Source organism: Streptomyces cucumeris (genome assembly GCF_024295805.1).
GTDB lineage: Bacteria > Actinomycetota > Actinomycetes > Streptomycetales > Streptomycetaceae > Streptomyces > Streptomyces cucumeris.
The window spans coordinates 491055-516479 of record NZ_JANCLX010000001.1 but is presented as its reverse complement, the minus strand read 5'-3'; the positions used below and the strand labels follow the sequence as shown (position 1 = coordinate 516479).

General features: G+C 73.1%; 19 protein-coding genes and 1 pseudogene. 7 read left to right on the top strand and 13 right to left on the bottom strand.

Features of this window, described 5'->3' with window-relative positions; genetic code table 11:
- Window positions 1-23: 23 nt before the first annotated feature.
- Entirely contained in the window at window positions 24-818 is a 795-nt protein-coding gene (locus NMK44_RS02390; protein WP_254737604.1) for a SigB/SigF/SigG family RNA polymerase sigma factor, read from the bottom strand.
- Window positions 819-1053: 235 nt separating this feature from the next.
- Here NMK44_RS02390 and NMK44_RS02385 point away from each other — a divergent pair, with 235 nt between their 5' ends.
- The 3 genes from NMK44_RS02385 to NMK44_RS02375 all read left to right on the top strand — a co-directional run bounded on the left by NMK44_RS02385 (window position 1054) and on the right by NMK44_RS02375 (window position 5974).
- Window positions 1054-2019 (top strand): TIGR03557 family F420-dependent LLM class oxidoreductase, encoded by a 966-nt coding sequence (locus tag NMK44_RS02385; protein ID WP_254737602.1) that lies wholly within the window; start codon window positions 1054-1056, stop codon window positions 2017-2019.
- 8 nt (window positions 2020-2027) lie between these two features.
- A complete protein-coding gene (locus NMK44_RS02380; protein ID WP_254737600.1) occupies window positions 2028-3788 on the top strand; it encodes a thiamine pyrophosphate-requiring protein in 1761 nt (586 codons plus the stop codon).
- A gap of 86 nt (window positions 3789-3874) precedes the next feature.
- A complete protein-coding gene (locus NMK44_RS02375; RefSeq protein ID WP_254737598.1) occupies window positions 3875-5974 on the top strand; it encodes a catalase in 2100 nt (699 codons plus the stop codon).
- A gap of 110 nt (window positions 5975-6084) precedes the next feature.
- Here the strand turns inward: NMK44_RS02375 and NMK44_RS02370 are convergent, their stop codons facing one another.
- Window positions 6085-6660 (bottom strand): TIGR03086 family metal-binding protein, encoded by a 576-nt coding sequence (locus NMK44_RS02370; protein WP_254737596.1) that lies wholly within the window; start codon window positions 6658-6660, stop codon window positions 6085-6087.
- A gap of 49 nt (window positions 6661-6709) precedes the next feature.
- The gene (locus tag NMK44_RS02365) at window positions 6710-7216 is read right to left on the bottom strand and encodes a phage holin family protein (protein WP_254737595.1); all 507 of its coding nucleotides are present in this window, start codon (window positions 7214-7216) and stop codon (window positions 6710-6712) included.
- A 417-nt stretch (window positions 7217-7633) separates the two neighbouring features.
- Here NMK44_RS02365 and NMK44_RS02360 point away from each other — a divergent pair, with 417 nt between their 5' ends.
- From NMK44_RS02360 to NMK44_RS02350, 3 genes are all read left to right on the top strand, one after another.
- Window positions 7634-8017 (top strand): DUF2795 domain-containing protein, encoded by a 384-nt coding sequence (locus tag NMK44_RS02360; RefSeq protein ID WP_254737594.1) that lies wholly within the window; start codon window positions 7634-7636, stop codon window positions 8015-8017.
- Window positions 8018-8199: 182 nt separating this feature from the next.
- Entirely contained in the window at window positions 8200-9021 is an 822-nt protein-coding gene (locus NMK44_RS02355) for a methyltransferase domain-containing protein (RefSeq protein WP_254737593.1), read from the top strand.
- Window positions 9022-9062: 41 nt separating this feature from the next.
- Window positions 9063-9416, top strand: coding sequence for a VOC family protein (locus NMK44_RS02350; protein ID WP_254737592.1), 354 nt, complete (start codon window positions 9063-9065; stop codon window positions 9414-9416).
- A 45-nt stretch (window positions 9417-9461) separates the two neighbouring features.
- On the opposite strand, the gene NMK44_RS02345 is transcribed toward NMK44_RS02350, so the two are convergent.
- From NMK44_RS02345 to NMK44_RS02300, 10 genes and pseudogenes are all read right to left on the bottom strand, one after another.
- Complete coding sequence (locus tag NMK44_RS02345; RefSeq protein ID WP_254737591.1) at window positions 9462-11633, bottom strand: DUF5107 domain-containing protein; 2172 nt, start codon at window positions 11631-11633, stop codon at window positions 9462-9464.
- A 106-nt stretch (window positions 11634-11739) separates the two neighbouring features.
- Window positions 11740-12291: a GNAT family N-acetyltransferase gene (locus tag NMK44_RS02340; protein WP_254737590.1), complete on the bottom strand. Its 552-nt coding sequence runs from the start codon at window positions 12289-12291 to the stop codon at window positions 11740-11742.
- Window positions 12292-12356: 65 nt separating this feature from the next.
- The gene (locus NMK44_RS02335) at window positions 12357-13097 is read right to left on the bottom strand and encodes a 4'-phosphopantetheinyl transferase family protein (protein WP_254737589.1); all 741 of its coding nucleotides are present in this window, start codon (window positions 13095-13097) and stop codon (window positions 12357-12359) included.
- 56 nt (window positions 13098-13153) lie between these two features.
- On the bottom strand, window positions 13154-15184 hold the full coding sequence (locus tag NMK44_RS02330; RefSeq protein ID WP_254737588.1) for a S9 family peptidase: 2031 nt from the start codon (window positions 15182-15184) through the stop codon (window positions 13154-13156).
- 3 nt (window positions 15185-15187) lie between these two features.
- Complete coding sequence (locus NMK44_RS02325; protein ID WP_254737587.1) at window positions 15188-16543, bottom strand: M20/M25/M40 family metallo-hydrolase; 1356 nt, start codon at window positions 16541-16543, stop codon at window positions 15188-15190.
- Window positions 16536-17369: a M55 family metallopeptidase gene (locus NMK44_RS02320; protein ID WP_254737586.1), complete on the bottom strand. Its 834-nt coding sequence runs from the start codon at window positions 17367-17369 to the stop codon at window positions 16536-16538. Before NMK44_RS02320 ends, NMK44_RS02325 begins: the two co-directional genes overlap by 8 nt.
- A 55-nt stretch (window positions 17370-17424) precedes the next feature.
- The gene (locus tag NMK44_RS02315) at window positions 17425-18153 is read right to left on the bottom strand and encodes a class I SAM-dependent methyltransferase (RefSeq protein ID WP_254737585.1); all 729 of its coding nucleotides are present in this window, start codon (window positions 18151-18153) and stop codon (window positions 17425-17427) included.
- Between the two features lie 133 nt (window positions 18154-18286).
- Window positions 18287-20786, bottom strand: a pseudogene (locus tag NMK44_RS02310) (ATP-binding SpoIIE family protein phosphatase).
- A gap of 207 nt (window positions 20787-20993) precedes the next feature.
- Window positions 20994-23432, bottom strand: a complete 2439-nt coding sequence (locus NMK44_RS02305; protein ID WP_254737850.1) for an MFS transporter — start codon at window positions 23430-23432, stop codon at window positions 20994-20996.
- 327 nt (window positions 23433-23759) lie between these two features.
- Window positions 23760-24215: an SRPBCC family protein gene (locus tag NMK44_RS02300; protein ID WP_254737583.1), complete on the bottom strand. Its 456-nt coding sequence runs from the start codon at window positions 24213-24215 to the stop codon at window positions 23760-23762.
- A 168-nt stretch (window positions 24216-24383) separates the two neighbouring features.
- On the opposite strand from NMK44_RS02300, the gene NMK44_RS02295 reads away from it, so the two are divergent.
- On the top strand, window positions 24384-25415 hold the full coding sequence (locus NMK44_RS02295; RefSeq protein WP_254737582.1) for an Rv2578c family radical SAM protein: 1032 nt from the start codon (window positions 24384-24386) through the stop codon (window positions 25413-25415).
- Window positions 25416-25425: the final 10 nt, after the last annotated feature.

Genomic DNA, 25425 nt, shown 5'->3' with positions numbered 1-25425 from the left:
CCGGCCCGCCCGGCGCGCCCGGCTCAGGCGGCGTCCGCTCCGGCCTCCTCGCCCAGCCGGGCGCAGGTCCGGGAGATGAGCCGGGAGACATGCATCTGGGACAGGCCCATCCGGTCGGCGATCCGGCTCTGGGTCTCGTCACAGAAGAACCGCAGATAGAGGATCTCCCGCTCACGTTCGGGCAGGGCCCGCAGCCGGGGCCGCAGGGATTCGCGCTGGACCACCCGCTCGTACGACGGCTCGGTCGATCCGAGGGTGTCCACCAGCGCGTAACCGTCGTCGGCGCCGCGCAGTTCGGCGTCCAGGGAGAGCGGGGCGAAGCTGCCCAGGGCCTCCATGCCGACGCGGACGTCCTCCTCGCTCATCCCGGTGTGGGCGGCGATCTCGGCGGCGCCGGGGGTCCGGTCGTCCGGGGTGCGGGTCAGTTCCTGGAGGGCGGTGCGGACCCGGTTGCGCAGTTCCTGGACCCGCCGCGGGACGTGCAGCCCCCACAGGTGGTCACGGAAGTGCCGTTTGACCTCGCCGACGACGGTCGGCACGGCGTAGCTCTCGAAGGCCGGGCCGCGCTCCGGGTCATATCCCCGGACCGCCTTGACCAGCCCGACCATGGCGACCTGGCGCAGGTCCTCGGTCGCCTCGCCCCGGTTGCGGAACCTCAGGGCCAGCCGTTCGGCCATGGGCATCCAGGCCCGGACCACCTCTTCGCGCAGGGCCTCCTTGGCGGGGCCGTCGGGCAGGGCGGAGATCCGGTGGAAGGCCGCCACGGTGTCGGGGGCGTCGTCGTGCGGATGTCGGGAGCGTGCTCGTACGGATGTCATGCGCCGGTGTCTCCCTTGAGCTATGGTCGGATCACCAAAAGGAGCAAAACCGGACAGAGTCGGCGACCAGTCGAGACACGCCTCTCGCAGCCAGGCTGCTCCATGGCGTGCCTCCGGTCCGAAGCACACCGTTCGCCTGCCCGTCGCGAGCCCCGCCAAACCGGGCCGAACCAGGTTTCCTTCCCGGCATTCCCCGGCTTTCCGTCGCACCGGCTGCCCGCCACGAGGAGGGCTCATGACCGAGTACGGCTACTTCCTGGCCGCCGAAGAACACGGACCCGCCGCACTCGTCGAACAGGCACGGATGGCGGAGCAGGCCGGATTCAGCGCCCTGTGGATCTCCGACCCCTTCCACCCCTGGACCGGCGCCCAGGGCCAGAGCCCCTTCGTCTGGTCGGTCATCGGCGCCCTCTCCCAGGCCACCAGCCTGCCCGTACAGACCGCGGTGACCTGCCCCCTCCTGCGGATCCACCCCGCGGTCACCGCCCAGGCCGCGGCGACCAGCGCGGTGCTGCTGGAGGGCCGGTTCCGGCTGGGCGTGGGCACCGGCGAGGCGCTCAACGAGCATGTACCGGGCGGTCCGTGGCCCCAGGCGTCGATCCGGCTGGAGATGCTGGAGGAAGCCGTCTCGGTGATACGCCAGCTCCTGGACGGCCAGGAGGTGAGCCACCACGGCAAGCACTACACGGTGGAGAACGCGCGGCTGTACACGCTGCCCGAGGAGCCGGTGCCCATCGACATCGCCGCCGCCGGTCCGGCCGCCGCGGAGCTGGCCGGACGGGTCGGCGACGGCTTCATCACCATGGTCCCGGACGCCGAGATCGTGGCGCGGTTCCGCCGCGGCAGCGGTGCGAGCGGCAACTCCAAACCCGTGCGCGGCGGACTCAGGGTCTGCTGGGGCACCGACCAATACGAGACGCTGGGCACCGCCCACCGGCTGTGGCCGAACCTGGGGATCCCCGGGGAACTGGCCCAACTGCTGCCCACCCCGGCCCATTTCGAGCAGGCCGCCGAGCTGGTCACCCCCGAACAGCTCGCGGACCGGGTGACCTGCGGCGACGACCCGGAGGCACACACCCGGGCGCTGGCGGCGTACGCCGAGGCCGGTTTCGACACCGTCTACGTCAACCAGATCGGCCCCGACCAGCGCGGGTTCTTCGACTTCTACCGCACCAAAGTGCTGCCCCAGCTCCCGGGTTGAGGCCGGCCATGACCGGGACCGTGGCCGATCACCTCCTCGCCCGGCTCGGTGAGTGGGGCGTGCCGCATGTCTTCGGCTGCCCCGGCGACGGTCTCGGCGGACTGCTCGCGGCCTGGGAGCGGGTGCGGGACGCACCGCGGTTCATCCGCTCCGGGCACGAGGAGCTGTCCGCCCTGGAGGCCGTCGGCTACGCCAGGTTCAGCGGCCGGCTCGGGGTCTGCGCGGCGCCCTCCGGACCGGGCGCGATCCAGCTCCTGGGCGGGCTGTACGACGCCCGGCTGGACCGGGTCCCGGTGGTGGCGCTGGTCGGACAGACCCCGCGCAGTGCGATGGGCGGCTCGTACCCGCGCGAGGTGGACCTGCCCGCCCTCTTCCACGATGTCGCCGCCGCGTTCCTGGAGACCGTGACCGTTCCCGAGCAACTGCCCAATGTGCTGGACCGGGCGATCCGCACCGCCTACGCGCGCCGCGCCCCCACCGCCGTGATCATCCCGTCCGATGTGCAGGAGCTCGTGTACGCCCCGCCCGGCCACGCATCCGCCATGGTGCCCTCCAGCCTGGACCGCAGCGGCTGGTCCGCGGTGCCGTCCGGCGCCGCGCTGGAGCGGGCCGCGGAGGTGCTCAACGCGGGTGACCGGGTGGCCGTGCTGATCGGCCGGGGCGCCGTCCGGGCCGGTGCCGAGGTGCGGCGGGTGGCCGAGCGGCTCGGCGCGGGCGTGGCCAAGGCGCTGCTCGGACTGGACGCGCTCAGCGATGAACTCCCCTACGTCACCGGGCCGATCGGACCGCTCGGCACCCGCCCCTCCTACGAGCTGATGCGGGACTGCGACACCCTGCTGACCGTCGGCTCCAGCTTCCCGTACAGCCAGTACCTCCCCGAGAGCGGCGCGGTCCGGGCGGTTCAGATCGATCTCGACCCCCATATGATCGGGCTCCGTTACCCCTACGAGGTCAATCTGGTCGGCGACGCCCGGGAGACCCTGCTGCGGCTGCTGCCCCTGCTGCACCGCGCCGAGGACCGCGACTGGCAGGACGGGGTCGTGGCGGGCGTCCGGCGGTGGCGCCGGGCACTGGCGCACCGCGCGGCGCTGCCCGCCGACCCTCTCAACCCCGCGTATGTGGCCGACCGCCTGGATCCGCTGCTGCCCCCGGACACCATCGTCACCTGCGACTCCGGGGCCGTCACCCCCTGGTACGCACGCCATCTGCGGATGCGCGGCGAACTGCGCGCCGCGCTGTCGGGCACGCTCGGCACGGCCGGGTGCGCCGTCCCGTACGCGATCGGGGCGAAGTTCGCCCGCCCCGAACGGCCGGTGGTGGCGCTGGCCGGGGACGGCGCGATGCGGAGGACCGGTCTGGCCGGGCTGGTCACGGCCGCCGCGTACCGCGATGCCTGGGAGAACCCGCGGCTGGTCATCGGCGTCTGGCACGACCGGGAGGACGGGGGTGCGGCGTCGCAGGGCTGCCCCCAGGTGCCCTACGCGGGGTTCGCCCGGTCCCTCGGACTGACCGGGATCCGGGTGGAGCGGCCGGAGTACGTGGAACAGGCGTGGCGCGAGGCGCTGGGGGCGGACGGCCCGGCGGTGGTGGAGTTCCGGACCGACCCCGGGGTGACACCGCTGCCGCCGGACGCGGACTGGGCGGAGTGGGAGGGCCCGCCGGAGACCGGCGAGGAGGACGGTGCGGACGCCGGGGCGGCGGGCACGGTCCGCCGGGGATTCGGCGCCAGGGCGCGGGAGTTCCTCCCGCACCGGGGTGAGGACCGGTGAACCGCGGAGGGAGCGCACGGTACGACGGAACCGAAGGCGTTCGACGAGGCGCTTGTGCAGGAGCTCGCGACGAAGGGAGCCTCCCCATGACGGACGACCGCAAGGAGCGGCAGCGCGAGGCGTACCGGGCCGCCGAACCCGCCGAGGGCCCCCTCACCACCGACCAGGGTGTGGCGGTGGACCACAGCGACGACTCGCTGTCGGCGGGTGACCGCGGCCCCACGCTGATGGAGGACTTCCACTTCCGCGAGAAGCTGACGCACTTCGACCACGAGCGGATCCCCGAGCGCGTGGTGCACGCCCGGGGCGCGGGCGCGTACGGCTACTTCGAACCGTATGAGTCCTGTGCGGAGTTCACCCGGGCCGCCTTCCTCCAGGACCCGTCGGTGCGCACCCCGGTCTTCGTCCGGTTCTCGACCGTGCAGGGGGCGCGCGGTTCGGCGGACACCGTGCGCGACGTCCGGGGCTTCGCGACGAAGTTCTACACCTCGGAGGGCAATTACGATCTCGTCGGCAACAACATGCCGGTCTTCTTCATCCAGGACGGCATCAAGTTCCCCGACTTCGTGCACGCGCTCAAACCGGAGCCGCACAACGAGATCCCCACCGGTGCGTCCGCCCATGACACGCTGTGGGACTTCGTCTCGCTCCAGCCCGAGACCATGCACATGATCATGTGGCTGATGTCGGACCGGGCGATCCCGCGCAGCTACCGCATGATGCAGGGGTTCGGGGTGCACACCTTCCGCTTCGTGAACGCACGCGGCAAGGGCACCTTCGTGAAGTTCCACTGGAAGCCCCGGCTGGGGGTGCACTCGCTGGTGTGGGACGAGGCCCAGGAGTGCCAGGGCCGGGACCCGGACTTCAACCGGCGTGATCTGTGGACGGCGATCGAGTCGGGCGAGTACCCGGAGTACGAGCTCGGGGTGCAACTGGTCGCGGAGGAGGACGAGTTCACCTTCGACTTCGATCTGCTCGACGCTACGAAGATCATTCCGGAGGAGCAGGTGCCGGTGCGGCCGATCGGCCGGATGGTGCTGGACCGCAATCCGCACAACTTCTTCGCCGAGACCGAACAGGTCGCCTTCCACACCGCGAACGTGGTCCCCGGGATCGACTTCACCAATGACCCGTTGCTCCAGGCCCGCAACTTCTCCTATCTGGACACCCAGCTGATCCGGCTGGGCGGCCCCAATTTCGCGCAGATCCCGGTCAACCAGCCGGTCGCCCCGGTGCGCACCAACCAGCGCGACGGCCTCCACCAGAGCGCGATCCACACCGGCACCAGCTACTCCCCCAACTCCCTGGGCGGTGGCTGCCCGGCCATCGCCGGACCGGACGGCTACGCCTTCTCCCACTACGCGGAGCGGGTCGACGGCGCCAAGATCCGCAAGCGCAGCGCCAGCTTCCAGGACCACTACAGCCAGGCGGCGCTGTTCTGGAACAGCATGAGCGCATGGGAGCGCCGGCATATCGTCGACGCCTTCCGCTTCGAACTGGGCAAGGTCGGAACGGTGGAGATCCGGGAACGGACCGTCGGCGAGCTGGCGCGTATCGACCACGGCCTGGCCACCGCGGTGGCCGAGGGCATCGGGATCGCCGTGCCCGCACCCGGTCCGGACGACCACAAGCCGCTGGCCTCCCCCGCGCTCAGTCTCGACCAGTTGCGCGGTGACCATTCGATCCGCACCCGCACCATCGCGGTGCTGGTCACCGACGGGGTGGACACCGTTCAGCTCGGCCAGGCGAAGGAGGCGCTGTCCGCGCGGGGCGCCGTGGTGGAGGCCCTGGCCCCGCACGACGGCACGGTACGGGGCAGCGACGGCGAGGACTGTCCGGTGGACCGGGCGCTGCCGACCGTCGCGTCGGTGCTCTACGACGCGGTGCTGCTGCCCGGCGGACCGGTCGGGACCCCGGAGCTGTCCGCCGACAGCGCGGCGATGCGGTTCGTCCGGGACGCGTACCGGCACGGCAAGCCGATCGGCGCGCTGGGCTCGGGGGTGGGACTCCTGGCGGCACTGGAGACCGAGGGGCTGCACATCGCCTCGGGCCACGGCCATGTGTGCGCGGACCGCGGAGTGGTCACCGACACGACGACGGGTGCGGCGAGCGAGGAGTTCACCGGGGCGTTCACCGAGGCCGTCGCCGCGCACCGGCACTGGGACCGGCCCACGGCGCGCTGCTGAGGAGCTTCGCCGAGGCACGGGGAGCGGCAGCTCGGTCCGGTCCGTCTGCCGGTCTCCGCGGATCAGTCCGCGGAGACCGGTGCCAGGCGTCGTGGGCCCCGCGGACCGGCCTACGCCTGGCGGCCGAGGAGGGCCAGCAGCTTGGTCTGCGCATCGGCGCCCTGCGGCGGTTCCACCGGGGCGGCGAACAGTCCGCTCGCCTCCAGATCGACGGCGTACGGTGCGACCTCGCGGACCGAGAAGTCCACCAGCGGCCGGGGGATGCGCTCATCCGCGCCGATGGCCCGCGCCAGGTCCCAGGCGTGCACGACCGCGTCCGCCGTCATCTGGGCGCAGTAGTGCGCCGCGGGGGTCTCACCGAAGGACAGGTCCACCGTCCGGTCGAGGGCACCGGGCTCGCGGAACGCCGCGCGGGCGCCGGCCGCGACCGCGTCCCAGGTGGCGACGGGGTCGTCGCCCAGCAGATCGCCCTCCAGGGCCTCGCCCTGGTCGGCGAGGCTGGATCCGTCCGTCACCAGCGGTGGCACCCACATCTGCTCGACGGCCAGGTGGTTCACCAGGTCACGTACGGTCCACTCGGTGCAGGGCGTCGGGGCGGCCCACTGGTCGGGGGTGATCGCATGCACCCGCTCGGTGAACAGATCCAGCGCCTCGGCGTACCGGGCCAGCAGCGGTTGATCGGCCATGGTGCTCCTCGTCGTGCCGCCCCCGGCGGCGGTCGTCCCCCGTCAGGGGTCAGCCCCGGTGCGGCGGACCCGGTGGTTCGGCGGGCGGCTCGGGTGGCGTGGGCGGCGCCGGCGGGGTGGCCGGGGCCGAAGGGTCATTCGCGCCGAGCTGGGACCTGGGCGACCACTGGGCCTGCGGCCGGGCCCGCGGTGGCCGGCCCGCGGAGTTCTTGAGGACCGCGGCCAGCACCATCAGCATCGCGCCGACGATCAGCGCCGCCGCCCAGCCCGGCATCGCGAGGGCGAACAGCAGCACCAGACACGCGGTGAACACCGCCCCCGCGTAGATCGCGACCGCCGCCGCGCCGCCCCAGAGCCGGACGGTCCGCTGCCGGGACTGCTCACGCAGCTCCTCCCGCAGCTCGCTCCGTATCTCATCCCGTATCTCGTCCCGCAGGACGCGCAGCTCCTCGCGGATCTCTTCACGCACGATCCGGGCGACCGGACCCGACGGCTCCCCCGCCGACGGCACGGCCGACCCGTCCCCCGGCCCCGGACGGGCCGATTCTTCAGTCATGCGCGCCGGGTACCCGTGGCCCACCGCTGCTAACACCGAGCCGGGCGCCCGGCGCGCGCACAGGGGCCACGGCGCCGGGGGGGGGGCCCCCCGCTCCCCCCCCCGGCGCCCCGCCACACTCCCAGGGCGCCGGGCGCGGGCCCCTGATCTCCCGCGCCCGGCGCCGCTCCTCACTCCCTGCGGGCCGCTCGGCCAGCCCCCGGGTCCCCCTCGGGGCGACGGCCAAACCTGCCGCGAACAGGAGTCATGTCCAATCGGCCGAACCTCGTGTTGAAGACGCGTCGACGGGTACGCAAGGGGCACGGCGGGATGACCGGAACCGGCCGTACCGCCGAACGGGGGCGAGAAACGGAGTGAAAGGACCTCGGGACCATCGACCAGCCCGAGGTGACACGGACCCGCTGGAAGGGGACCGACATGCAGCGAGGCAGCAACCGGGTGAGCGTCCGCAGGGACGATGAGATGAAGCACGAGCTCCAGGGTCTGATCCGCTCCGGACACCCGACGCGGGTGGAGGAGTGGCACGACCCGGAACCCGCCGCCGATGACGATCCGCCGGTCATGACCGGACCGGTGCCCTCCCCCGGGACGGGCGGCGAGGCGGAGGCCGTGCGGTTCGAGTTCGCCCGGCGTCTGGGACGTACGACGTTCCCCGCGGAGCGCGGCACCGTGCTGCGCACCCTGGAGGAGCGCCACGCCCCGGACCGGCTGATCGCCCTCGCCGAGGAGCTGCCCCCGGACCGCACCTACCACACGGTCGGGGAGGTGGTCTCGGCCCTCGGCCTGCGGCCCGGGGCGTAGCCGGACCTCGGGAGGGGAGGGAGCGGCGCCGCGGATGTGCGGCACCGCCTCTCCCCTCTTCCACAGAGTCTTCTACATAGTGAGACGGCACTCTCGCGATCCGAGACGAGCTTCTAGGGTGGAGCCGTGCCCGGCCGCTGGGTCGGCACATCAACCCCGAGGGCTCGAAGGGGAGTTCCGCCATGTCGTCCGCTCTGCCGAAGGACACCGCCGTGTACACCCACGGACACCATGAATCGGTGCTGCGCTCGCACACCTGGCGTACGGCGGCCAACTCCGCGGCCTATCTGACCGGCCATCTCGAACCCGGGATGCGGGTCCTGGACATCGGCTGCGGCCCCGGCACGATCACCGCGGACCTCGCCGAGCTGGTGCCGGAGGGCGAGGTCGTCGCGGTCGACGCCGACAGCGGCGTACTGGAGCGGGCGCAGGCGGTGGCGGAGGAGCGGGGGCTGTCCCACGTCCGCTTCGCGGTCGCCGACGTCCACGGGCTGGACCACCCGGACGACTCCTTCGACGTGGTCCACGCCCATCAGGTGCTCCAGCACGTCGGCGACCCGGTGCGGGCGCTGCGCGAGATGCGGCGGGTGTGCCGTCCGGGCGGCCTGGTGGCGGTGCGGGACAGCGACTACGCGGCCATGACCTGGCACCCCTCCGTCCCGGGAATGGACGAGTGGCTGGATCTGTACCGGCGGGTCGCCCGCGCAAACGGCGGGGAACCGGACGCCGGACGACGGCTGCGCTCCTGGGCGCTGGCCGCCGGCTTCACGGACCTCACCGCGACCGCCACCGCCTGGTGCTATGCGACCCCGGAGGAGCGGTCCTGGTGGAGCGGGCTGTGGGCGGACCGTACGGTCGCTTCCGGCTACGCCCGGCTCGCGGTGGACGGGGGCCATACGACCGAGGCCGGACTGCGGGAGATCGCGGACGCATGGCGGGCCTGGGGAGCGTGCGCGGACGGCTGGTTCGCCGTCCTGCACGGTGAACTCCTCTGCCGTGTCTGAGCGGTGCGACCGCGCACGGCGGTTCAACTAGGCTCGCCCGCATGGACATTCTCGGGACTTCACTGCGCGTATGCGTCGACGACCTGGACTCGGCGATCCCCGTCTATGAACGACTGACCGGTGCCGAGGCGTTCCGCTTCCAGCGCGGAGGAGTCTCGGTCGCGGCGGTCGGCTGCTTCTTCCTGATGAGCGGTCCGGAGACGGAGCTGTCGATCCTCCGCAAGATCACGGCCACGCTCGCGGTGAAGGACGTGGACGAGGCGGTGGCCGATCTGACCGCCGTGGGCGCACAGATCGTCGCCGGTCCCCTGCCCGCACCGGTGGGCCGCACGCTGGTGGCCCGCCACCCCGACGGCTCGGTCTTCGAGTACGTCGACCGCAACCCGACGGCCTGACGGGCCCGGCAGCCTGACGGGTTCGCGGCCTGACGGGCCCCGGGGCTACGACGGGCGCATCCGGAATTCGTAGGGCTCGGGGAGGGGGTGCTCGGCCCTCGCCCGCGTCCGCGTCCGGTCCGTCCGCGGTTCGCCCGCCCGCGCGGTCAGCGCCTCGGCGATGGCGAACCAGGTGTCGCTCAGCGCCTCGTCGCCCTCGCGCAGATCGCAGACCTCGAACCCCTCGTCGAAGACGGCACGGGCGGATACCGCGTCGCCCTGGGCCAACAGCACCTGTGCCCGGAGCAGTTGGAAGCGCCCCCGGGCGCGGATCTCCGGGCGCAGCGCCTCCAGCACCGCGCGGGCGTCGTCGGCACGGTCCACGGCGAGCAGCGCGACCACCGCCTCCCGGCCCAGCGCCGCCTCGGCCGCCTCCCTGGCGGAGCCGTCCGAGCCGGCTTCCGGGCCGGCGGGGGCGGGTGGCGCGACGACCGAGACGGCGCGGCGGGCGCCCGTGGTGTCCATGGCGTCGCGTGCGGCGGCGTCCGGTGCGGGCGCGACCGCTTCGGTGGCCGCCGTTCCGGCGCCGGTCAGCACCAGCCGTACCGCGCGCAGCAGCCGTTCCGCCGCCCGCGACGGATGACCCGCCTCGCTGTCGGCGACGGCGAGACAGCGCAGTGCCCAGGGGGTCTCGGCACACCGCAGCGACCGCTCCCAGCTCCGCTCGGCCTGCGCCCGGTCGCCCGCGTGCCACTGGGCGACACCCAGGTGGTACTCGGCGGCGGCCGTGGCCGGTGCGGCCTCCAGCAGATCGCGCCAGGCCGGGGAGACCAGGGATGCGCCGGGGTCGGTCCGGACACGGCCCGCCTCCCAGGCGGGGAACGCGCCGGAGCGCAACAGCCGCCGCCAGGGGAGCTGTTCCTCGCCCAGGGTACCGGGGTCGAAGGGGGTACCGGGCAGCCGGTGGCCACCGCGCTCGACCTCCAGCGCGCCCCATCCGGACCCGGTGGCGAGGCGCTGTTCCGGTTCGGCATCCGCGTACGGCCGCCAGGCGTCGTACGCGGCCTCGACGGTGGCGCGCGGCAGCGCCGCTTCGAGCCGCTCCCCGGCCGTCCGCCGGGCCGCCGCCCAGTCCTCGCCGTGCACGGCGGCCGGGTCGGCGGACAGCGGTCCGTACGCCTCCAGCCAGGCGAACTCCTCCCCCGCGTCGAGGGGGATGTGCTCAAGCTGGGTGCGAGCCAGCCCGGCCTGGATCTCGGCATAGCCGCCGGTGCCGGGTTCGGTGAGCCAGCGCTGCCAGCGACGGCCGCCGGGTCCCGCGCCCCACAGGAAGAGCTTGCGGCCGCGCAGCAGATCGGTGGAGGTCTGCACGAGGCCATGGCCCCGGGCGTCCAGGGAGGCGATCCAGCGGCGGGCGTCCTCGGGCAGTTCGTAGAAGTAGTCGGCGGGGTGGCCGCCGCGCAGCGGATAGCTGCGGTCGGCGCCGTTCCACTCGGGGACCGGGACCCGGGTGAGGGTGCGGGTGTAGCCGAAGTGCCACGCCTCGTCGGCGGGGGCGAGGACACGAGTGCCCTCGTCCTCGGGGACGGCGATGTTGGACCACCAGTAGACGGGGGCGGGGTGGTGGTGCGGATTGCGGATCCGTACGCCCACGTAGAGGAACGCGGAGTCGGCCGGCAGCCACAGATCGACCTGGAAGGGCAGGTCGCGCAGCCGCTCCCACTCCCACAGCCGCACCATCACGCCCCCGTCGGCGGCGTCGGGCGCGGGTACCCGGGCGGCGTGCAGGGGCGCGCAGGACAGTGTGGTGTGGCCGGTGGCGCCGATGTTCCACTCGATGCCGCCGGAGAACCAGGCGCCGTTGAGCGCGAAGTCGGCGGGCTGGAACACCGGGTTGCGGTAGAGGAGTTCCCGGTCGCCGGGCTTGTGGTGGAGGGAGTGCACCCGGCCGCCCAGGCCGGGCAGCACGGTGACGCGGAGGTGGTCGTTCTCCAGGACGAGGGCGTCGAGCGCGGTGGGGACGCGGTCGCGGCCGTAGCCGTCGAGCAGCCGCACCGGGAGCACCGAGCGCAGCGGGCGGTAGGCGACCTGACGGGCCATATCGGCGGGGAGGGTGGCGCGGACGCGTTCGTCGACGCGGTGGGTCTCGTCGAGCGGACGCAGCGCGGGCAGGGGGTTCCCGGGCCCGAGCGGAGCGGCGGGAAGGGTCAGGGTGGTACGTCGCACGGTCGTGGCCACGGGCTGCCTCGTTCCGACTGGCTCGGGTCACCTCTGCTGTGGCGACCGTCCGATGACCATGGAACCGCGTCGGCGGCTCGGTGAACAGAGCCGCCGCGCACCGGGGTCAGGTGCCGGGGTCGGTGTCGAGCATCTCGCTGGTGATGGCCCAGCGCTCGTGGTCGCGCCATGCGCCCCCGATATGGAGGAAGTCGGGTGAGAAGCCCTCCAGCCGGAGGCCGTGGCGCTTCACCAGGCGCAGCGACGCCTCGTTGCCCGGCTGGATGTTGATCTCGATGCGGTGCAGTCCGAGCGGGCCGAAGGCATGGCGCAGGACCAGTCCGAGCGCCTCGGACATATAGCCCTCTCCGGCGTACGGCGCGAACGCCCCGTAGCCGATGGAACCGCACTGGAAGGCGCCGCGCACGATGGCGTTGATGTTGATGAACCCGGCGAGGGCGCCGGTCTCGCGGACACAGACGAGGAAGCCCTCGCGGTCCTCGCGCTCAAGCTGGGAGATGAACCCCTCGTATGCCTGGTCGGTGGTGGGGAGGGTCAGCCAGGGGCGGTGGAACCCGGCGCTCGCGCGGGCGCACCGGATGAACTCCGCGCGGTCCTCACGCCGGTGGGGCCGGATGGCCGCGCGGGCTCCCTCGGCGGCATACGGATGATCGGGCATGGGGTCATGATGGTACGGAGCGGTGGCGCGCGCCACCGCTCCGCCCGCGCCCCCGCGGGGAACGGTCAGCCCGCCCGGCCGGGGTCCAGCAGGGCCAGCGCCGCCGCGTAGGCGGAACCCGGGGGCACGGCATCGGCGAGGGGGACGTCGAGCAGGGTCCAGGGGCCGACCGGCACCGGCTCGGGGCCCGTGCCCACATAGCTGACCGACGGGTCCTGGGACAGCCCGGTGCCGATGCCCTTGAGGTACGCCTCCTTACGCGTCCAGCAGCGGGCGAACGCGGCGGGCCGGTCACCCGGCGCCAGCGCGTCCAGTTCGGCGCGCTCCGAGGGGTGCAGGCTCCCGGCGACCGTCTCGACCACGGAGGCGGGCTGGAGCTTCTCGACATCGGCCCCGACCGGTGAGCCCGCGAAGGCGAACAGCACCAGATCACCGGCGTGGGACATATTGAAGTGCAGCGGATGGCCGGGCACCGCGGGGCGGCCGTGCGGACCCCCGCAGCCGGGGCACGCCTCCCGGGTGAACGGCACGGCGGCGGGCTCCAGATCGAGATAGCGGCCCAGCAGCCGGCGCAGCCCCATATGGGCGGCGGTGTACCGCAGGCGGTCCTCCTCGCGCAGGAACTTCCCCGCCCGCTCGCGCTCCTCGGCGTCCAGGACCTTGTCGGGGTCGTCCGTCTCCGGTGCGGAGGCGTAGGCGGAGACACTGAGCAGCCAGGTCTCGGGCCCGCCGTGCGGCCAGGTGCCGGACAGGGCGGCGGGCAGCGGCTCACTGCCGACGATGCGCGGGGCCCGTGGGGGTGTCAACTCGCTCCTCCAGAAAGGGTGATGGCGATATGCCCGGTGTCAGCGGCTGGTCAACGCTACCGGGTCAGCTCCAGTGCGGGGACGTCGGCGCGCTCGATGCCGAAGGTCTGTGCGTACAGGGCGAGTTCGGCTTCCAGCACCCGGATCATGGTGTCGGCGCGCCGGAAGCCATGGCCCTCGCCCTCGAAGGTGAGATAGGCATGCGGCACCCCGCGCCCGGCGATGACCTGAAGGAGGCGCTCGCACTGCGCGGGCGGGCAGATGGTGTCCTCCAGCCCCTGGAGCAGCAGGAAGGGCGCGCGGATCCGGTCGGCGCGGTGCACCGGGGACCGCTCGCGATAGCGCTCGGGGACCTCGGCCAGCGGTCCGACCAGCGACTCCGTATAGCGGGATTCGAAGTCATGGGTACCGCCGGTGGCCCAGGCGGTGAGGTCGAGGATGGGGTAGATGACGGTGCCGCAGGCGTAGAGACCGGTGGTGGTGAGGGAGACGGCCGCGGTCCAGCCGCCGGCGCTGCCCCCGCGGATGGCCAGCCGGGCGCGGTCCGCGGAGCCCTCGTCGGCGAGGGCCCGTGCGACGGCGGCGCAGTCCTCGACGTCGACCACGCCCCACTGGCCGCGCAGCCGGTTGCGGTAGGCCCGGCCGTGGCCGGTGGAGCCGCCGTAGTTGACCTCGGCGACACCGATACCGCGTGAGGTGAAGTAGGCGATCTCCAGGTCCAGGACGAGCGGGGCGCGGGAGGTGGGGCCGCCGTGGGCCCAGACCACGAACGGCGGCAGCTCTCCCTCGGGCGCGGTGTGATCGGGGTTGTGCGGGGGGTGGATCTGGGCGTGGATCTCCCGGCCGTCCGGTCCGGTGAAGGTGCGGCTCCGCGGCTGGGGGTAGTAGGCGGGGTCGACCGGATCGGTGTGCGGACTGCCGATGACCCGGGCGCGGCCGGTGCGGACGTCCAGCTCGACCACCTCATGGCCGCTGCGGGGACCCGCGGCCACGCCCCGCACCCGGGTGCCGTCCACCGCGAGCGTCGGCTCCCATTCGGTCCACGGTCCGGGGACATCGGCCAGCGCACCGGTGGCGGGGTCCAGGATGCCGAGCACCTGTGCGCCGCGGCCGTGCAGGACGGCGATCAGTCCGCCGGGCAGCGGGGCGAACCAGCGGTGGCCCAGCTTCCACAGCGGACCGCCGAACTCCTCCGGCCGGTCGCACAGGGTGGTGCGCGACGCGCCGCCGCCGTCGGGCGCCCCGTCGGGGTCGAGGCGCTGGAGCTGCCACCAGCCGCCGCGGTCGGAGACGAACAACAGCGAGCCGTCGGGGGCCCATTCGGCCTGGGCCACCGACTCCTCGGCGGACCCGGCCACCGGCCGCACCCCGGTGAACCCGCCCTCGGCGGCGACCTCGGCGAGCATCACCTCCGTACCGTCCCAGGGCATCCGCGGATGGTCCCAGGCGATCCAGACGGCCCGGCGCCCGTCGGGCGAGAGCCGGGGGCCGGTGACGAAGTCATGGCGGACGTCGGTGAGCTCCCGGACCGCCGCGCGGTCCCCGGCGGCCGATCCGTCCAGCGGTACGGCGGCGATCACCCGCCGTACGTCACCGGGCCGCTCACCGGTGAACTCCTCCAGCACGCCCCACACTTCACCGCGCCCGGGGTGGATCCGCAGGTCCGCCCAGCGCAGCCCGCCGCCCACCGGCGACACCGGGGTCAGCGGACGTGGCGCGGCGCCCTCCGGGGCATCGGGCTCGACGGCGTACAGCCGCTGGTCGTCGAAGTGGACGAAGACCACCAGCGGCCCCCGGCCGGGGCGGGGCACCGCGGCCCACGGCACACCGCCGTACCCCATGACCCGGCTGCGCACGTTCCACGGCGGGGGCAGCACCGAGCGCTCCGCGCCGTCGGCCAACCGCCGCACCAGGGCGCGGCGGCCGCCCTCCTCGGGGCGCGGCGCGGTCCACCACACCTCCTCCCCCACGCTGCCCAGATACTCGGGGTGGCCGTCATGGGAGGCGGCGAGCCCGGCGCTCACCGGGGAGTGCCAGCTTCCGTAGGGGGCGGGGGCGGGAGCGGTGGTCGTCTGCTGCCGGCGCATCGCTCACGCCCTCTGCAGGAAGTGGTCGAGCACCCGGACCCCGAAGTGCAGGGCGTCCACCGGCACCCGCTCGTCCACACCGTGGTAGAGCGCCTGGTAGTCGAAGCCCTCGGGGAGGCGCAGCGGTGAGAAGCCGTAGCCGAGGATGCCGAGACGGGAGAACTGCTTGGCGTCCGTGCCGCCCGACATGCAGTAGGGCACCACATGGCCGCCCGGGTCGAACCGCTCCACGGCGGCGCGCATCGCCTGGTACGTCGGGGCGTCCGGCCCGACCGGCGCTTGGAGCGGGACTTCGCGGTGGTGGAATCCCCACTCCACGTCCGGCCCGGTGAGCCGGTCCAGGGTGGTGGAGAACTCCTCCTCCGCACCGGGCAGCATCCGGCCGTCCACATAGGCGGTGGCGCTCCCGGGGATCACATTGACCTTGTAACCGGCCTCCAGGACCGTGGGGTTGGCGCTGTTGCGCACGGTCGGCTCGACCAGGGCCGCGGCCGGGCCGAGCGCGGCGAGCAGCGCGTCGATGTCGAGGTCCGGCGCGTCCAGGTCGGCCGGGACGCCGTGCAGCGCGGCCAGTTCGGACAGTGCGGCCTTCACCGTGGGCGTGAGCCGCACCGGCCACTGGTGCTCACCGATCCGGGCCACGGCGGCGGCCAGTCTGCTGACCGCGTTGGCCCGGTTGACCTTAGAACCGTGTCCGGCCCGGCCGCGCGCGGTGAGCTTGAGCCAAGCGGTGCCGCGCTCCCCCGCCGCGATGGGGTAGAGCCGCATCCCGGATCCGGTGTGGAAGGTGAAGGCGCCCGATTCGCTGATGCCCTCGGTGCAGCCCTCGAACAGCTCGGCGTGCCGGTCGGCGAGGAAGCCGGAGCCCGCCTCGGCGCTGTCCTCCTCATCGGCGGTGAAGGCCAGCACGATGTCCCGGCGGGGCCGGACCCCCGACCGGGCCCAGGCGCGCACGACGGCCAGCACCATCGCGTCCATGTTCTTCATGTCGATCGCGCCGCGGCCCCACACCACCCCGTCACGGACCTCACCGGAGAAGGGGTGCACGGTCCAGTCGGCGGGCTCGGCGGGCACCACGTCCAGATGGCCGTGGACCAGCAGCGCGGGGGCGGAAGGGTCGGTGCCCTCGATCCGGGCGACCACATTGGTCCGCCCCGGTGAGCGCTCCAGCAAGGTGGGGTCGATGTCCACGTCGCCGAGCATCTCCGCCACGTACTCGGCGGCCGGCCGCTCCGAGCAGTCGCCGCCGCCGCGGTTGGTGGTGTCGATGGCGATCAGCTCGGAGGTGAACCGCACCACCTCGTCGAGCGCCTGGGGGTCGATCGCGTCGATCGCCCGGGAACGGTCCGTGTCAGCCATACTGCTCCTCCACCGCGGCCGAGACGACCGTCGTGACCGCCTTGAAGCAGCGGATGCCCTCGTACATCGTGGCCGAGGTGTAGGCGACGCGACGCTCACCGCTAGGCTCCACCCCCGGCACCACACTCGCCGCGCCCGCCAGATGCGCGGCGTCGAACTCCAGCTCCACCGTGAACGGCCCGCCGCGCGCGGGCTCATGGCGCACCGCCAGGGCCGCCGCCTCCCGCGCGGCGGCCCTGATGTCCGCCGCGGTGCGGACGGGGGTGCGGCACACCGCCGCGTAGCGCGAGACATAGTCCTTGACGGCGACCGAACGGGCCTGCGGAGCATAGCCCTTGGCGTCCTCACAGGTGCGGTCGTCACCGGTCACCAGCACCACCGGCACCCCGTACTCGGCGACGACCAGGGCATTGAGCCTGCCCTCGCTCGCGGGGACGCCGTCCACCCACACCCCGGTGATGGAGTTGGCCAGATAGGTGTGGGCGAGGACGCCCTCGGTGCCCGCGCCGGTGTGGTACCCGACGAACGCGATCCCGTCCACATCGCCGTGCTGCACCCCCTCGACCATGCTCAGACTCTTGTGCCGGCCGGTGAGCATCTGCGCTCGCTCGTCCAGCTCCTCCAGCAGCAGATTGCGCATCGTCCAGTGCGCCTCGTTGATGAGGACCTCGTCCGCGCCCCCGTCGAGGAACCCGGCCACCGCGGCGCTCACGTCGGACGTGAACAGGCGGCGGCAGCGCTCCCACTGCGGGGTGCCAGGCAGCACATCAGCGGGCCAGGTCACGCCGGTGGCGCCCTCCATGTCGGCGCTGATAAGGATCTTCATGCCTTGTCACGTTACGCGCTGGGATGGGCACGAACCAGCCCTGTGGATAACTGGTCTAGCCCAGCCGGTGCCGCCCCACCACGAACCAGCGCGCCGGAAGCTCCACCCGGGAGCCGTCGGCCCACTGCTCCGTCTGGGCGAGCGCCGTCGGCCCCTCGGCCAGGATCTCCAGCCCCGCCGCCGCCAGCAGCTCCGGCACCTCGACGTCCGCCGCGTCGGCGGGCCGCAGACCGTGGTCGAAGACGCGCCGCAGTTTGGCGGGCGGACCGCCGGGGCTCTCGGCCAGCCTGGCCAGGGTGGCCTTGGACGCCTCGGTCAGCTCCACCACGAACGCCCGGCCGCGCGTGCCCACCAGCGTCGCCACCGCCTCGGCGACCGGCTGCCGGTCCCCCGCATCGCTCTGGTGGATCACGGCGCGCATATAGACATAGGCGTCCCCGAGCTCGTCGTGCAGCTCCCGCACCCCGTCGGCGTCGGTCAGGCTGAGCTGCCGGAACTCCGCGACCCCCGCGGTGTCCGCGCGCCGCGCGTGCTCCACCGCCGCCCACGACAGGTCGACACCGATCGCCCGCGGGAAGCGGGAGGCCAGATAGCGGGTCTGGGTGCCGTTGCCACAGCCGAGGTCCAGGACCGGCAGCGGGGCGTCCGCGTACGGCGCCAGCAGCTCGGTGTGCGGAGCCGCGCTCAGCGACGGGTCCGCGTCCCAGATGGCCTCCCCCGGATCGTCCGGGGTCTCCTTCCAATAGCTCTCCCACGCCTGCCTGTAGCGCTCCGACACGCTCATCGCCGCTCCCCGGGTCCGATTCGGCCGACTCCATGGTGCTGCCCCGCTGCCTACCGGCAGCGCCCCGCGCGGGCAAGTGCTCCGGCGCACGACGGCCCGCTTCCGCGGAATCCTTCACGCCGTGTTCGAACGGTCAGCGCGCCGGGCGCGGCAGCGCCTGCTCGAACCACACGGTCTTGCCCCGCCCGGAACGGCTGGTGCCCCACTCCCGCGCCAGCGCGCTGATCACCCGCAGTCCCCGGCCGAACTCGTCCTCACGGCCCGCGCCCAGCAGCGCGGGCAGCTCGTGGTCGTCGTCCGAGACCTCGCACAGCAGCGCCTCGGTACGCACCAGGCGCAGCACCACATGGTGGCTGTGGGCGTGCCGCACGGCATTGGTCACCGCCTCGCTCACCAGGAGTTCGGCCGTCTCGGCCGCCTCGCCGAGCCCCCAGCGCGCCAGCCGCTCCCGGACCAGCCGCCGGGCCCTGCCGACCTCCTGGGGATCCAGTGCCAGCCGCCACTGGGCGACGTCCTTGGGGCGGGATGCCGTTCAGCCGGGCCATCAGCAGCGCCACATCGTCCTTGCGGCCGTCGCGCGGGTTGAGCGCGCGGATGATGGTGTCGCAGGCGTCGTCCATGGACGCGGCCGGATGGGCGGCGGACTCGCACAGCGCCGCCAGCCCCGCGCCGATGTCCTGGCCGCGCACCTCGACCAGCCCGTCGGTGCACAGCACCAGCCGGTCGCCGGGGGCCACCCGGACCCGCGCCGTCTCGAACGGCACTCCGCCGACCCCTATGGGTGCCCCGGTCGGCAGCTCCAGCAGCTCACTGCGGCCGTCCTCGGCACGCACCAGCACCGGCGGGATGTGTCCGGCGTTGGCGATCAGCAGCTCGGAGCGGATCGGGTCGTAGACCGCGTACAGACAGGTGGCCAGATAGTGCTCACCGAGCCGCTGCGCCAGGTCGTCGAGGTTGCGCAGCAACTGGGCGGGCGGCAGGTCCAGGGCCGCCATGGTCTGGACGGCGGTGCGCAACTGCCCCATCATCGCCGCCGAGTTCAGCCCATGCCCCATCACATCGCCGACCACCAGCGCGGTACGCGAACCGGGCAGTTTGATGCTGTCGAACCAGTCGCCGCCGACCCGGCCGAGCCGGGTGCCGGGCAGATACCGGGTGGCGGTGTCACAGCCCGCCATCCGCGGGGTCACCTGCGGCAGCATGCTGTCCTGGAGCGTCTCGGCAACGTTCTCCTGGAAGGTGTACATCCGGGCGTTGTCCAGCACCAGCCCGGCGCGGGCGGCGAGTTCGGCACCGGTGGTCCGGTCCATGTCGTCGAACAGCTCACGCCCGGGGCGGCGCATCAGCACCATGAAGCCCAGCACCACATCGCGCGCCTTGAGCGGCACGATCAGCACCGAGCGGCCGTTCATCAGCGGCCGCAGGTCGCGCTTCTCGAACTGCCCGGCGATCCGGTCCCCCATCTCCTCGCTGAGGTGCGGGATCAGCACCGGCTCACCGGTGACCATGCACTGGAAGAACGGGGTGTGTTCGGGGAAGGCGATGCTCTCGCCGACCGGGACGGTGTCGTCCCAGCGGCCGGGTTCATCGTTGTGCTCGACCCAGACGCGGTGCCAGACGGTGGTGACATCGGGCGGGCCGTCGGGGAAGCCCTCGCCCGCGAGGACCTGGGCGCGCAGATGGGTGCCGGCGAAGTCGGCGAAGCGCGGGACGGCGGCGCTGGTGACCTCACGGATGGTGCGGGCGAGGTCCAGGGAGCTGCCGATACGGCCGCTGACCTCGTTGAGGAACTCCAACCGCTCCCGGACGGCGGCGTGTTCGAGGTCGATCCCCTCGGGGTCGGTCTGCGGAACGGACGCGCCGGGCGCGGGGGTGTCCCCGAGGGTGTGCGGATGGGGCCGCGCGCCGTCCGTCAGCTCCACGCGCCGCCGGGCCGCCTCCTGGCGCGCCTGGCGTTCGCGGTAGCGGGGCGTGCCCCAGTCCGGGGTCACCGGCACCCGTTCATGGTGGCTGATCTCCAGGACCGGATAGCCCAGTTCGAGGACCTGGGAGACGATCCGGCCGATGGCGGCCGGGCCCATGTTGGGCAGGATGTCCGGCAGCCGTCCCGCCAGCGCCTCGGCGCCCGGGAACTCGGTGTGCAGCGCGAATCCGGGGGTGTGGCGCTCATGCTCCCCACCCGCCTCCGCCCCGGGGGCGTCCGCCGTCCCGGCGAGCGCGGCGGCGTCCGCGGCCAGTACCAGCAGCCGCTCCGGCCCCGGGCCCACCAGCGGGTACGCCCACCACAGCACATCGGCGCGATGCCGCGCCCGGTCCGCAAGCCGGGCCCGGCCCGCGGTCGGATAGCGGACCGGCCCGTTCAGCGAGTCCTCGAGTGCGGGACGGTCGGCGGGGACCTCCGTCCCGGGCAGCGCGCCCGAGACAGGCATCAGATCCACGGCGGGGCGGCCGACGGCGTGCTCACGGCTGTGCCCGAAGAGCCTGCGCGCCCCGGAACTCCAGTGCGTGATCAGCCCCTCGGTGTCCACCACGACCACGGCGAGCGGCATCCGCCCTGGTACGGCCCTGGGCGGCGCCGGTACCGCGGACACGCCGCCCCGCTCGTCGTCGCCGTGCGACGTGCCATGCTCCATCGGGGGCAGCTCCTTCGCACGCAAGATCTCCGACACCGCTACCCACGGTACGACCGTGATGGCCGCCCGTGTGGGGCAATACCCGAATAGGTGCCATGTGGCGGCGGACGGGGGACCTATGGCCCCGCCGGACGCGAACGCCGCCGGGTGGCACCCCGGTTCGGGGGCGCCACCCGACGGCGTCGGAGGTCAGCGGCGAAGGAACGTTCAGTCCTCGTGGCCCAGTTGGAGATCGCGTTCGGTCCGGCCGCCACCCGCCACCTGGAGCACGGTCGCCACCGGCGGATAGCCCGCGGCGATCACCGTGTACTCGCCCGCCGACAGATCGATGAAGCGGAAGGCGCCGTCCGCCCCGGTCGTGGCGGTGTCGACGACATTGCCCGCCGCGTCCAGCAGGGTGACCCGGGCGTCCTCCACCGGCCGCCCGCCACCCGCGCGGACCACCCCGCGCAGCACCGCGCCGCCCGCCAGCTCGATGTCCTGCCGGGTCTCCCGCGCGGCCTGCACGGTGACCGGCAGGGCCGCGGGACGGAACGCGGGGGCGCTCGCCGCGAGAGTGTACTCCCCCGCCACCAGCTCACCCATCACATAGCCGCCCTCGCGTCCGCTGCGGCTGGAGGCGACCACCTCGCCGCGGACATCGGTCAGGGTCACCGTGGCGTCCCGCACCGGGGTGCCGTCCGCGGTGAGCACCGCCCCGGCCAGCCGTCCCGCGCCGCCGAGGACCACGTCCAGCTCCACCGGGCGTTCGCCGACGGTGACGCTGACCGCCCGGGGCTGGTGTCCCCCGGCCGCCGCGATCAGGACGTAGGAACCGCTGCCCGGGGTGCTCAGCGCGTACCGGCCGTCCTCGCCGCTCGCACCGCGTCCGATCTGACGGCCGCCCACGTCGATGAGGGTGAGCGCGGCCCGCGGAACCGTCGTGCCGTCATGGTGCTGGACGGTGCCGCAGACCGGCACGCCCGCGGTGAGCGGCGGACCGGAGGAGGCGCCGGCGTGCCGCGGCGCCGTGCCGGTGCGCGCCGGGGGGACGACGGGGTCTGGCTGGACGGCAAAGTCGGTGTGGGACACCAGAGGTTTCTCCTTCAGCAGGAAGGCGAGCAGGAAGCCCAGGACGAGCACCGGCACGAGATAGAGGAAGATCCGCGGCATGGCGTGGGCGTACGCCGCGATGTACCCGTCGCGGAAGGGCCCCGGCATGGCGTGCACCATCTGCGGGGTGACCGACTCGGGGTCGGGCAGTCCGGCCCCGTCGGCGCCCCGGCCGGAGGCCGCCCCGGAGGGCAGTTCGACCGCGAGCCGGTCGGCGAGGCGGTTGGCGAAGAGGGTGCCGAAGACGGCGGCGCCGACACTGCCGCCGATCTGCCGGAAGTAGTTGTTGGCGCTGGTGGCCGAGCCGAGGTCGGCGGGGGGCACCGAGTTCTGGACGGCGAGCACCAGCACCGGCAGCACCAGGCCGATACCGAGTCCGAGGACACCCATCCAGAGGCTGTAGTCCTGCCGGGAGGTGTCCTCGTCCAGCCGGGACAGCAGCCACATACCGCCCACCGAGATCAGTCCGCCCAGCACGGGGAAGACCTTGTAGCGGCCGGTGCCGCTGATGAGCTGGCCGGTGATGATCGAGGCCAGCACCATGCCGCCCATCATGGGCACCATCAGCAGACCGGACTCGGTGGCCGAGACCCCGTCGACCATCTGGAGGAAGGTGGGCAGGTAGCTGGCGGCGCCGAACAGGGCCACCCCGATGACCGCGCCGATCAGCCCGCTGACGCAGAAGACCGAGTCGCGGAACAGCCGCATGGGGATGATCGGTTCGGGCGCGACACACTCCACCACGACGAAGAGGACCGCCGAGCCCAGCGCGCCCAGTCCGAGCCCCAGGATGACGCGGTCGCCCCAGGCGTACTCGGTACCGCCCCAACTGGTCAGCAGCACCGCGCAGGTGGAGAACACCGAGAGAAACAGCGCGCCCAGGAAGTCGAACCGGGCCCGGCGGGGTGCCTCGGGCACCCGCAGGACCACGGCCACGACCGCCAGCGTGACCAGGCCGAACGGGACGTTGACGTAGAAGCACCAGCGCCAGGAGGCATGGTCGGTGAAGAAGCCGCCGATCAGCGGGCCGGCGACGGAGGCGAGGCCGAACGCGGCGCCGATGAGCCCCATGTAGCGGCCGCGTTCCCGGGGCGGCACGATATCGGCCATGATCGCCTGAACGCCGATCATCAGCCCGCCCGCGCCCACACCCTGGACCGCGCGGAAGATGATCAGTTCCTCCATCGTGCGCGACCAGCCCGCCAGCGCGGACCCGGCGATGAAGACGACGATCGCGAAGATGAAGACGCTCTTGCGGCCGATGAGATCGCCCAGCTTGCCGTAGAGCGGCAGCACGATCGTCACGGCGAGGAGGTAGGAGGTGACGGTCCAGGACATCTTGTCCAGACCGTGGAGTTCACCGACCACCTCGGGCAGGGCGGTGGCCACGATGGTCTGGTCGAGCGCCGCCAGCAGCAGCGCCAGCATCAGCCCGATGAAGACCGTACGGACCCGGGCCGGGCTGAGCGGGGCGCCCGGGGCGCCGTCGGCCGGCGGAGGTCCGTCCGCCTCGGGGACCGGGGCGGTGACGGTGACGGAGAGGGGGGTGCCCATGGGCCCGTACCCCTCGGCGTCCCCGGCTCCGTCCGGCCCCTTCGCCAAGGTGGTCCCGGTGGTCTGGCCCACGTCCTGCTCCCCTCGTCACACCTGCGCCGCCGCCCATTTCTCGCATTGCGCGTCACTACCGGCAAACCACGACGAATCGTCGGCGAGGGGGGCGGGGAGACGTTCTCCCCGGTGAGAGGGTGTGCGGACGATATGCCGCACCGAGCGGGAAACCACTCGAACCGGTGACCGCGGCAGCCGCTCCCTGACGGGAGGGGCCGGCCGCGGCCCGGCCGGAAGGGTCCTACGCCGTCCGCAACGGGGGACGGCGGAAGGTCACTTGGACCCCTGGGCGGCGACCTCGGCCGCCAGCTTCTCCAGCAGCTCGTCATAGATGCGGGCGAGCCCCTTGGGGGCGAAGGTCCGCTCGAAGAAGCCGCCGATACCGCCCGCCCCGTTCCAGACGGAGGTGATGACGACCCGGGACTGCCCCTCGCCCGCCGGGGTCACCGTCCAGGTGGTCACCATCGAGGAGTTGCGGTCCTTCTCGACGAGCTGCCCGTCGGTGGGCTCGGAGACCTCGAGCAGGCAGTCGCGCACCCGCTTGCTGGTGGCCTGGAGCTTCCAGTGGACGACGGTGCCCTCGCCGTCGCCGCCCTCGCGCACCTCGTACTCGCTGAAGTGCTGCGGAAGCAGCCGGGGGCGGGTCTCGCGGTAGTCGGCGAGTGCATCGAACACATCCTCGGGCTTCCCCGTGACGACGCGCTCCGTGGTGGCCTCGACCTGCCCCATTGCTCTTCCTCCGTGATCGACCGTGAACCGGCGGGCGCCCTGCTGACCGCGGCGCCCCTGGCAGCGGCAAGCCAACCACCTCCGGGTCGGCCGCCCAAATCCAGGGTTGACGGAACCGAATGAAACATGTGTTCTATTAGATACGAGCGAGACCCGGAGGTGCGTGCCATGCGCTGGGACAACCTGACCAACGACACCGAAGCGGCCGCCCCCGCCTTGTTCGCGGCGGACGCGGTCACCACCCGTACCTTCGACCGCCCTGAATTCCGCGGGATGACCTTCCACGAGATCCGGGCCCGCTCGATCGTCAACCGGGTGCCGGGCGCCTCCCGGATGCCCTTCGAATGGACGGTGAACCCGTACCGCGGCTGCACCCACGCCTGCGTCTACTGCTTCGCGCGCAAGACCCACAGCTATCTGGACCTGGACACCGGGCTGGGCTTCGACTCCCAGATCGTGGTGAAGGTCAACGCCCCGGAGCTGCTCCGCCGCGAGCTGGCCTCACCGCGCTGGCGCGGGGACCACATCGCCATGGGCACCAACGTGGACTGCTACCAGCGCGCCGAGGGCCGGTACCAGCTCATGCCCGGCATCCTCGCCGCCCTCGCCGAACGCGCCAACCCGTTCTCGATCCTCACCAAGGGCACGCTGATCCTGCGCGATCTGGAGGTGCTGCGCCGGGCCGCGCGCGTCACCGACGTCGGGGTCTCGGTCTCGGTCGGATTCACCGACCGAGAGCTGTGGCGGACCGTCGAGCCCGGCACCCCCTCCCCCGAGCGGCGGCTGGACGTGGTGCGCACCCTCACCTCCCACGGCATCCCGTGCGGGGTGCTGATGGCCCCGGTGATCCCCTTCCTCGGTGACTCCCCCGAGCAGCTCCGCGCCACCGTACGGGCCATCGCGGAGTCCGGGGCGACCTCGGTGACCCCGCTGGTGCTGCATCTGCGGCCGGGCGCCCGCGAGTGGTTCACCGCCTGGCTCACAGAGCACCACCCGCGGCTGCTCCGCCGGTACGACGCGCTGTACGAGGGCGGCACCTACGCCCCGAAGTGGTACCAGCGGCGGATCACCGGGATGGTCCACGACCTGGCCGCCGAATACGGCATCGGCCCCTATGAACCGGGCGCGCACCGCAACCTCCGCGCGCCCGAGCCCGAACCGCCCGCCGCGCCGGAACCGGCCCAGCTCACCCTGATGTGAGCGTTCGCCC

Excerpts from the sequence above, each read along its gene's own strand:
- NMK44_RS02390 (WP_254737604.1), bottom strand. The coding sequence starts at position 818 with ATGACATCCGTACGAGCACGCTCCCGACATCCGCACGACGACGCCCCC.
- NMK44_RS02385 (WP_254737602.1), top strand. The coding sequence starts at position 1,054 with ATGACCGAGTACGGCTACTTCCTGGCCGCCGAAGAACACGGACCCGCC.
- NMK44_RS02380 (WP_254737600.1), top strand. The coding sequence starts at position 2,028 with ATGACCGGGACCGTGGCCGATCACCTCCTCGCCCGGCTCGGTGAGTGG.
- NMK44_RS02375 (WP_254737598.1), top strand. The coding sequence starts at position 3,875 with ATGACGGACGACCGCAAGGAGCGGCAGCGCGAGGCGTACCGGGCCGCC.
- NMK44_RS02370 (WP_254737596.1), bottom strand. The coding sequence starts at position 6,660 with ATGGCCGATCAACCGCTGCTGGCCCGGTACGCCGAGGCGCTGGATCTG.
- NMK44_RS02365 (WP_254737595.1), bottom strand. The coding sequence starts at position 7,216 with ATGACTGAAGAATCGGCCCGTCCGGGGCCGGGGGACGGGTCGGCCGTG.
- NMK44_RS02360 (WP_254737594.1), top strand. The coding sequence starts at position 7,634 with ATGCAGCGAGGCAGCAACCGGGTGAGCGTCCGCAGGGACGATGAGATG.
- NMK44_RS02355 (WP_254737593.1), top strand. The coding sequence starts at position 8,200 with ATGTCGTCCGCTCTGCCGAAGGACACCGCCGTGTACACCCACGGACAC.
- NMK44_RS02350 (WP_254737592.1), top strand. The coding sequence starts at position 9,063 with ATGGACATTCTCGGGACTTCACTGCGCGTATGCGTCGACGACCTGGAC.
- NMK44_RS02340 (WP_254737590.1), bottom strand. The coding sequence starts at position 12,291 with ATGCCCGATCATCCGTATGCCGCCGAGGGAGCCCGCGCGGCCATCCGG.
- NMK44_RS02330 (WP_254737588.1), bottom strand. The coding sequence starts at position 15,184 with ATGCGCCGGCAGCAGACGACCACCGCTCCCGCCCCCGCCCCCTACGGA.
- NMK44_RS02325 (WP_254737587.1), bottom strand. The coding sequence starts at position 16,543 with ATGGCTGACACGGACCGTTCCCGGGCGATCGACGCGATCGACCCCCAG.
- NMK44_RS02320 (WP_254737586.1), bottom strand. The coding sequence starts at position 17,369 with ATGAAGATCCTTATCAGCGCCGACATGGAGGGCGCCACCGGCGTGACC.
- NMK44_RS02315 (WP_254737585.1), bottom strand. The coding sequence starts at position 18,153 with ATGAGCGTGTCGGAGCGCTACAGGCAGGCGTGGGAGAGCTATTGGAAG.
- NMK44_RS02305 (WP_254737850.1), bottom strand. The coding sequence starts at position 23,432 with ATGGGCACCCCCCTCTCCGTCACCGTCACCGCCCCGGTCCCCGAGGCG.
- NMK44_RS02300 (WP_254737583.1), bottom strand. The coding sequence starts at position 24,215 with ATGGGGCAGGTCGAGGCCACCACGGAGCGCGTCGTCACGGGGAAGCCC.
- NMK44_RS02295 (WP_254737582.1), top strand. The coding sequence starts at position 24,384 with ATGCGCTGGGACAACCTGACCAACGACACCGAAGCGGCCGCCCCCGCC.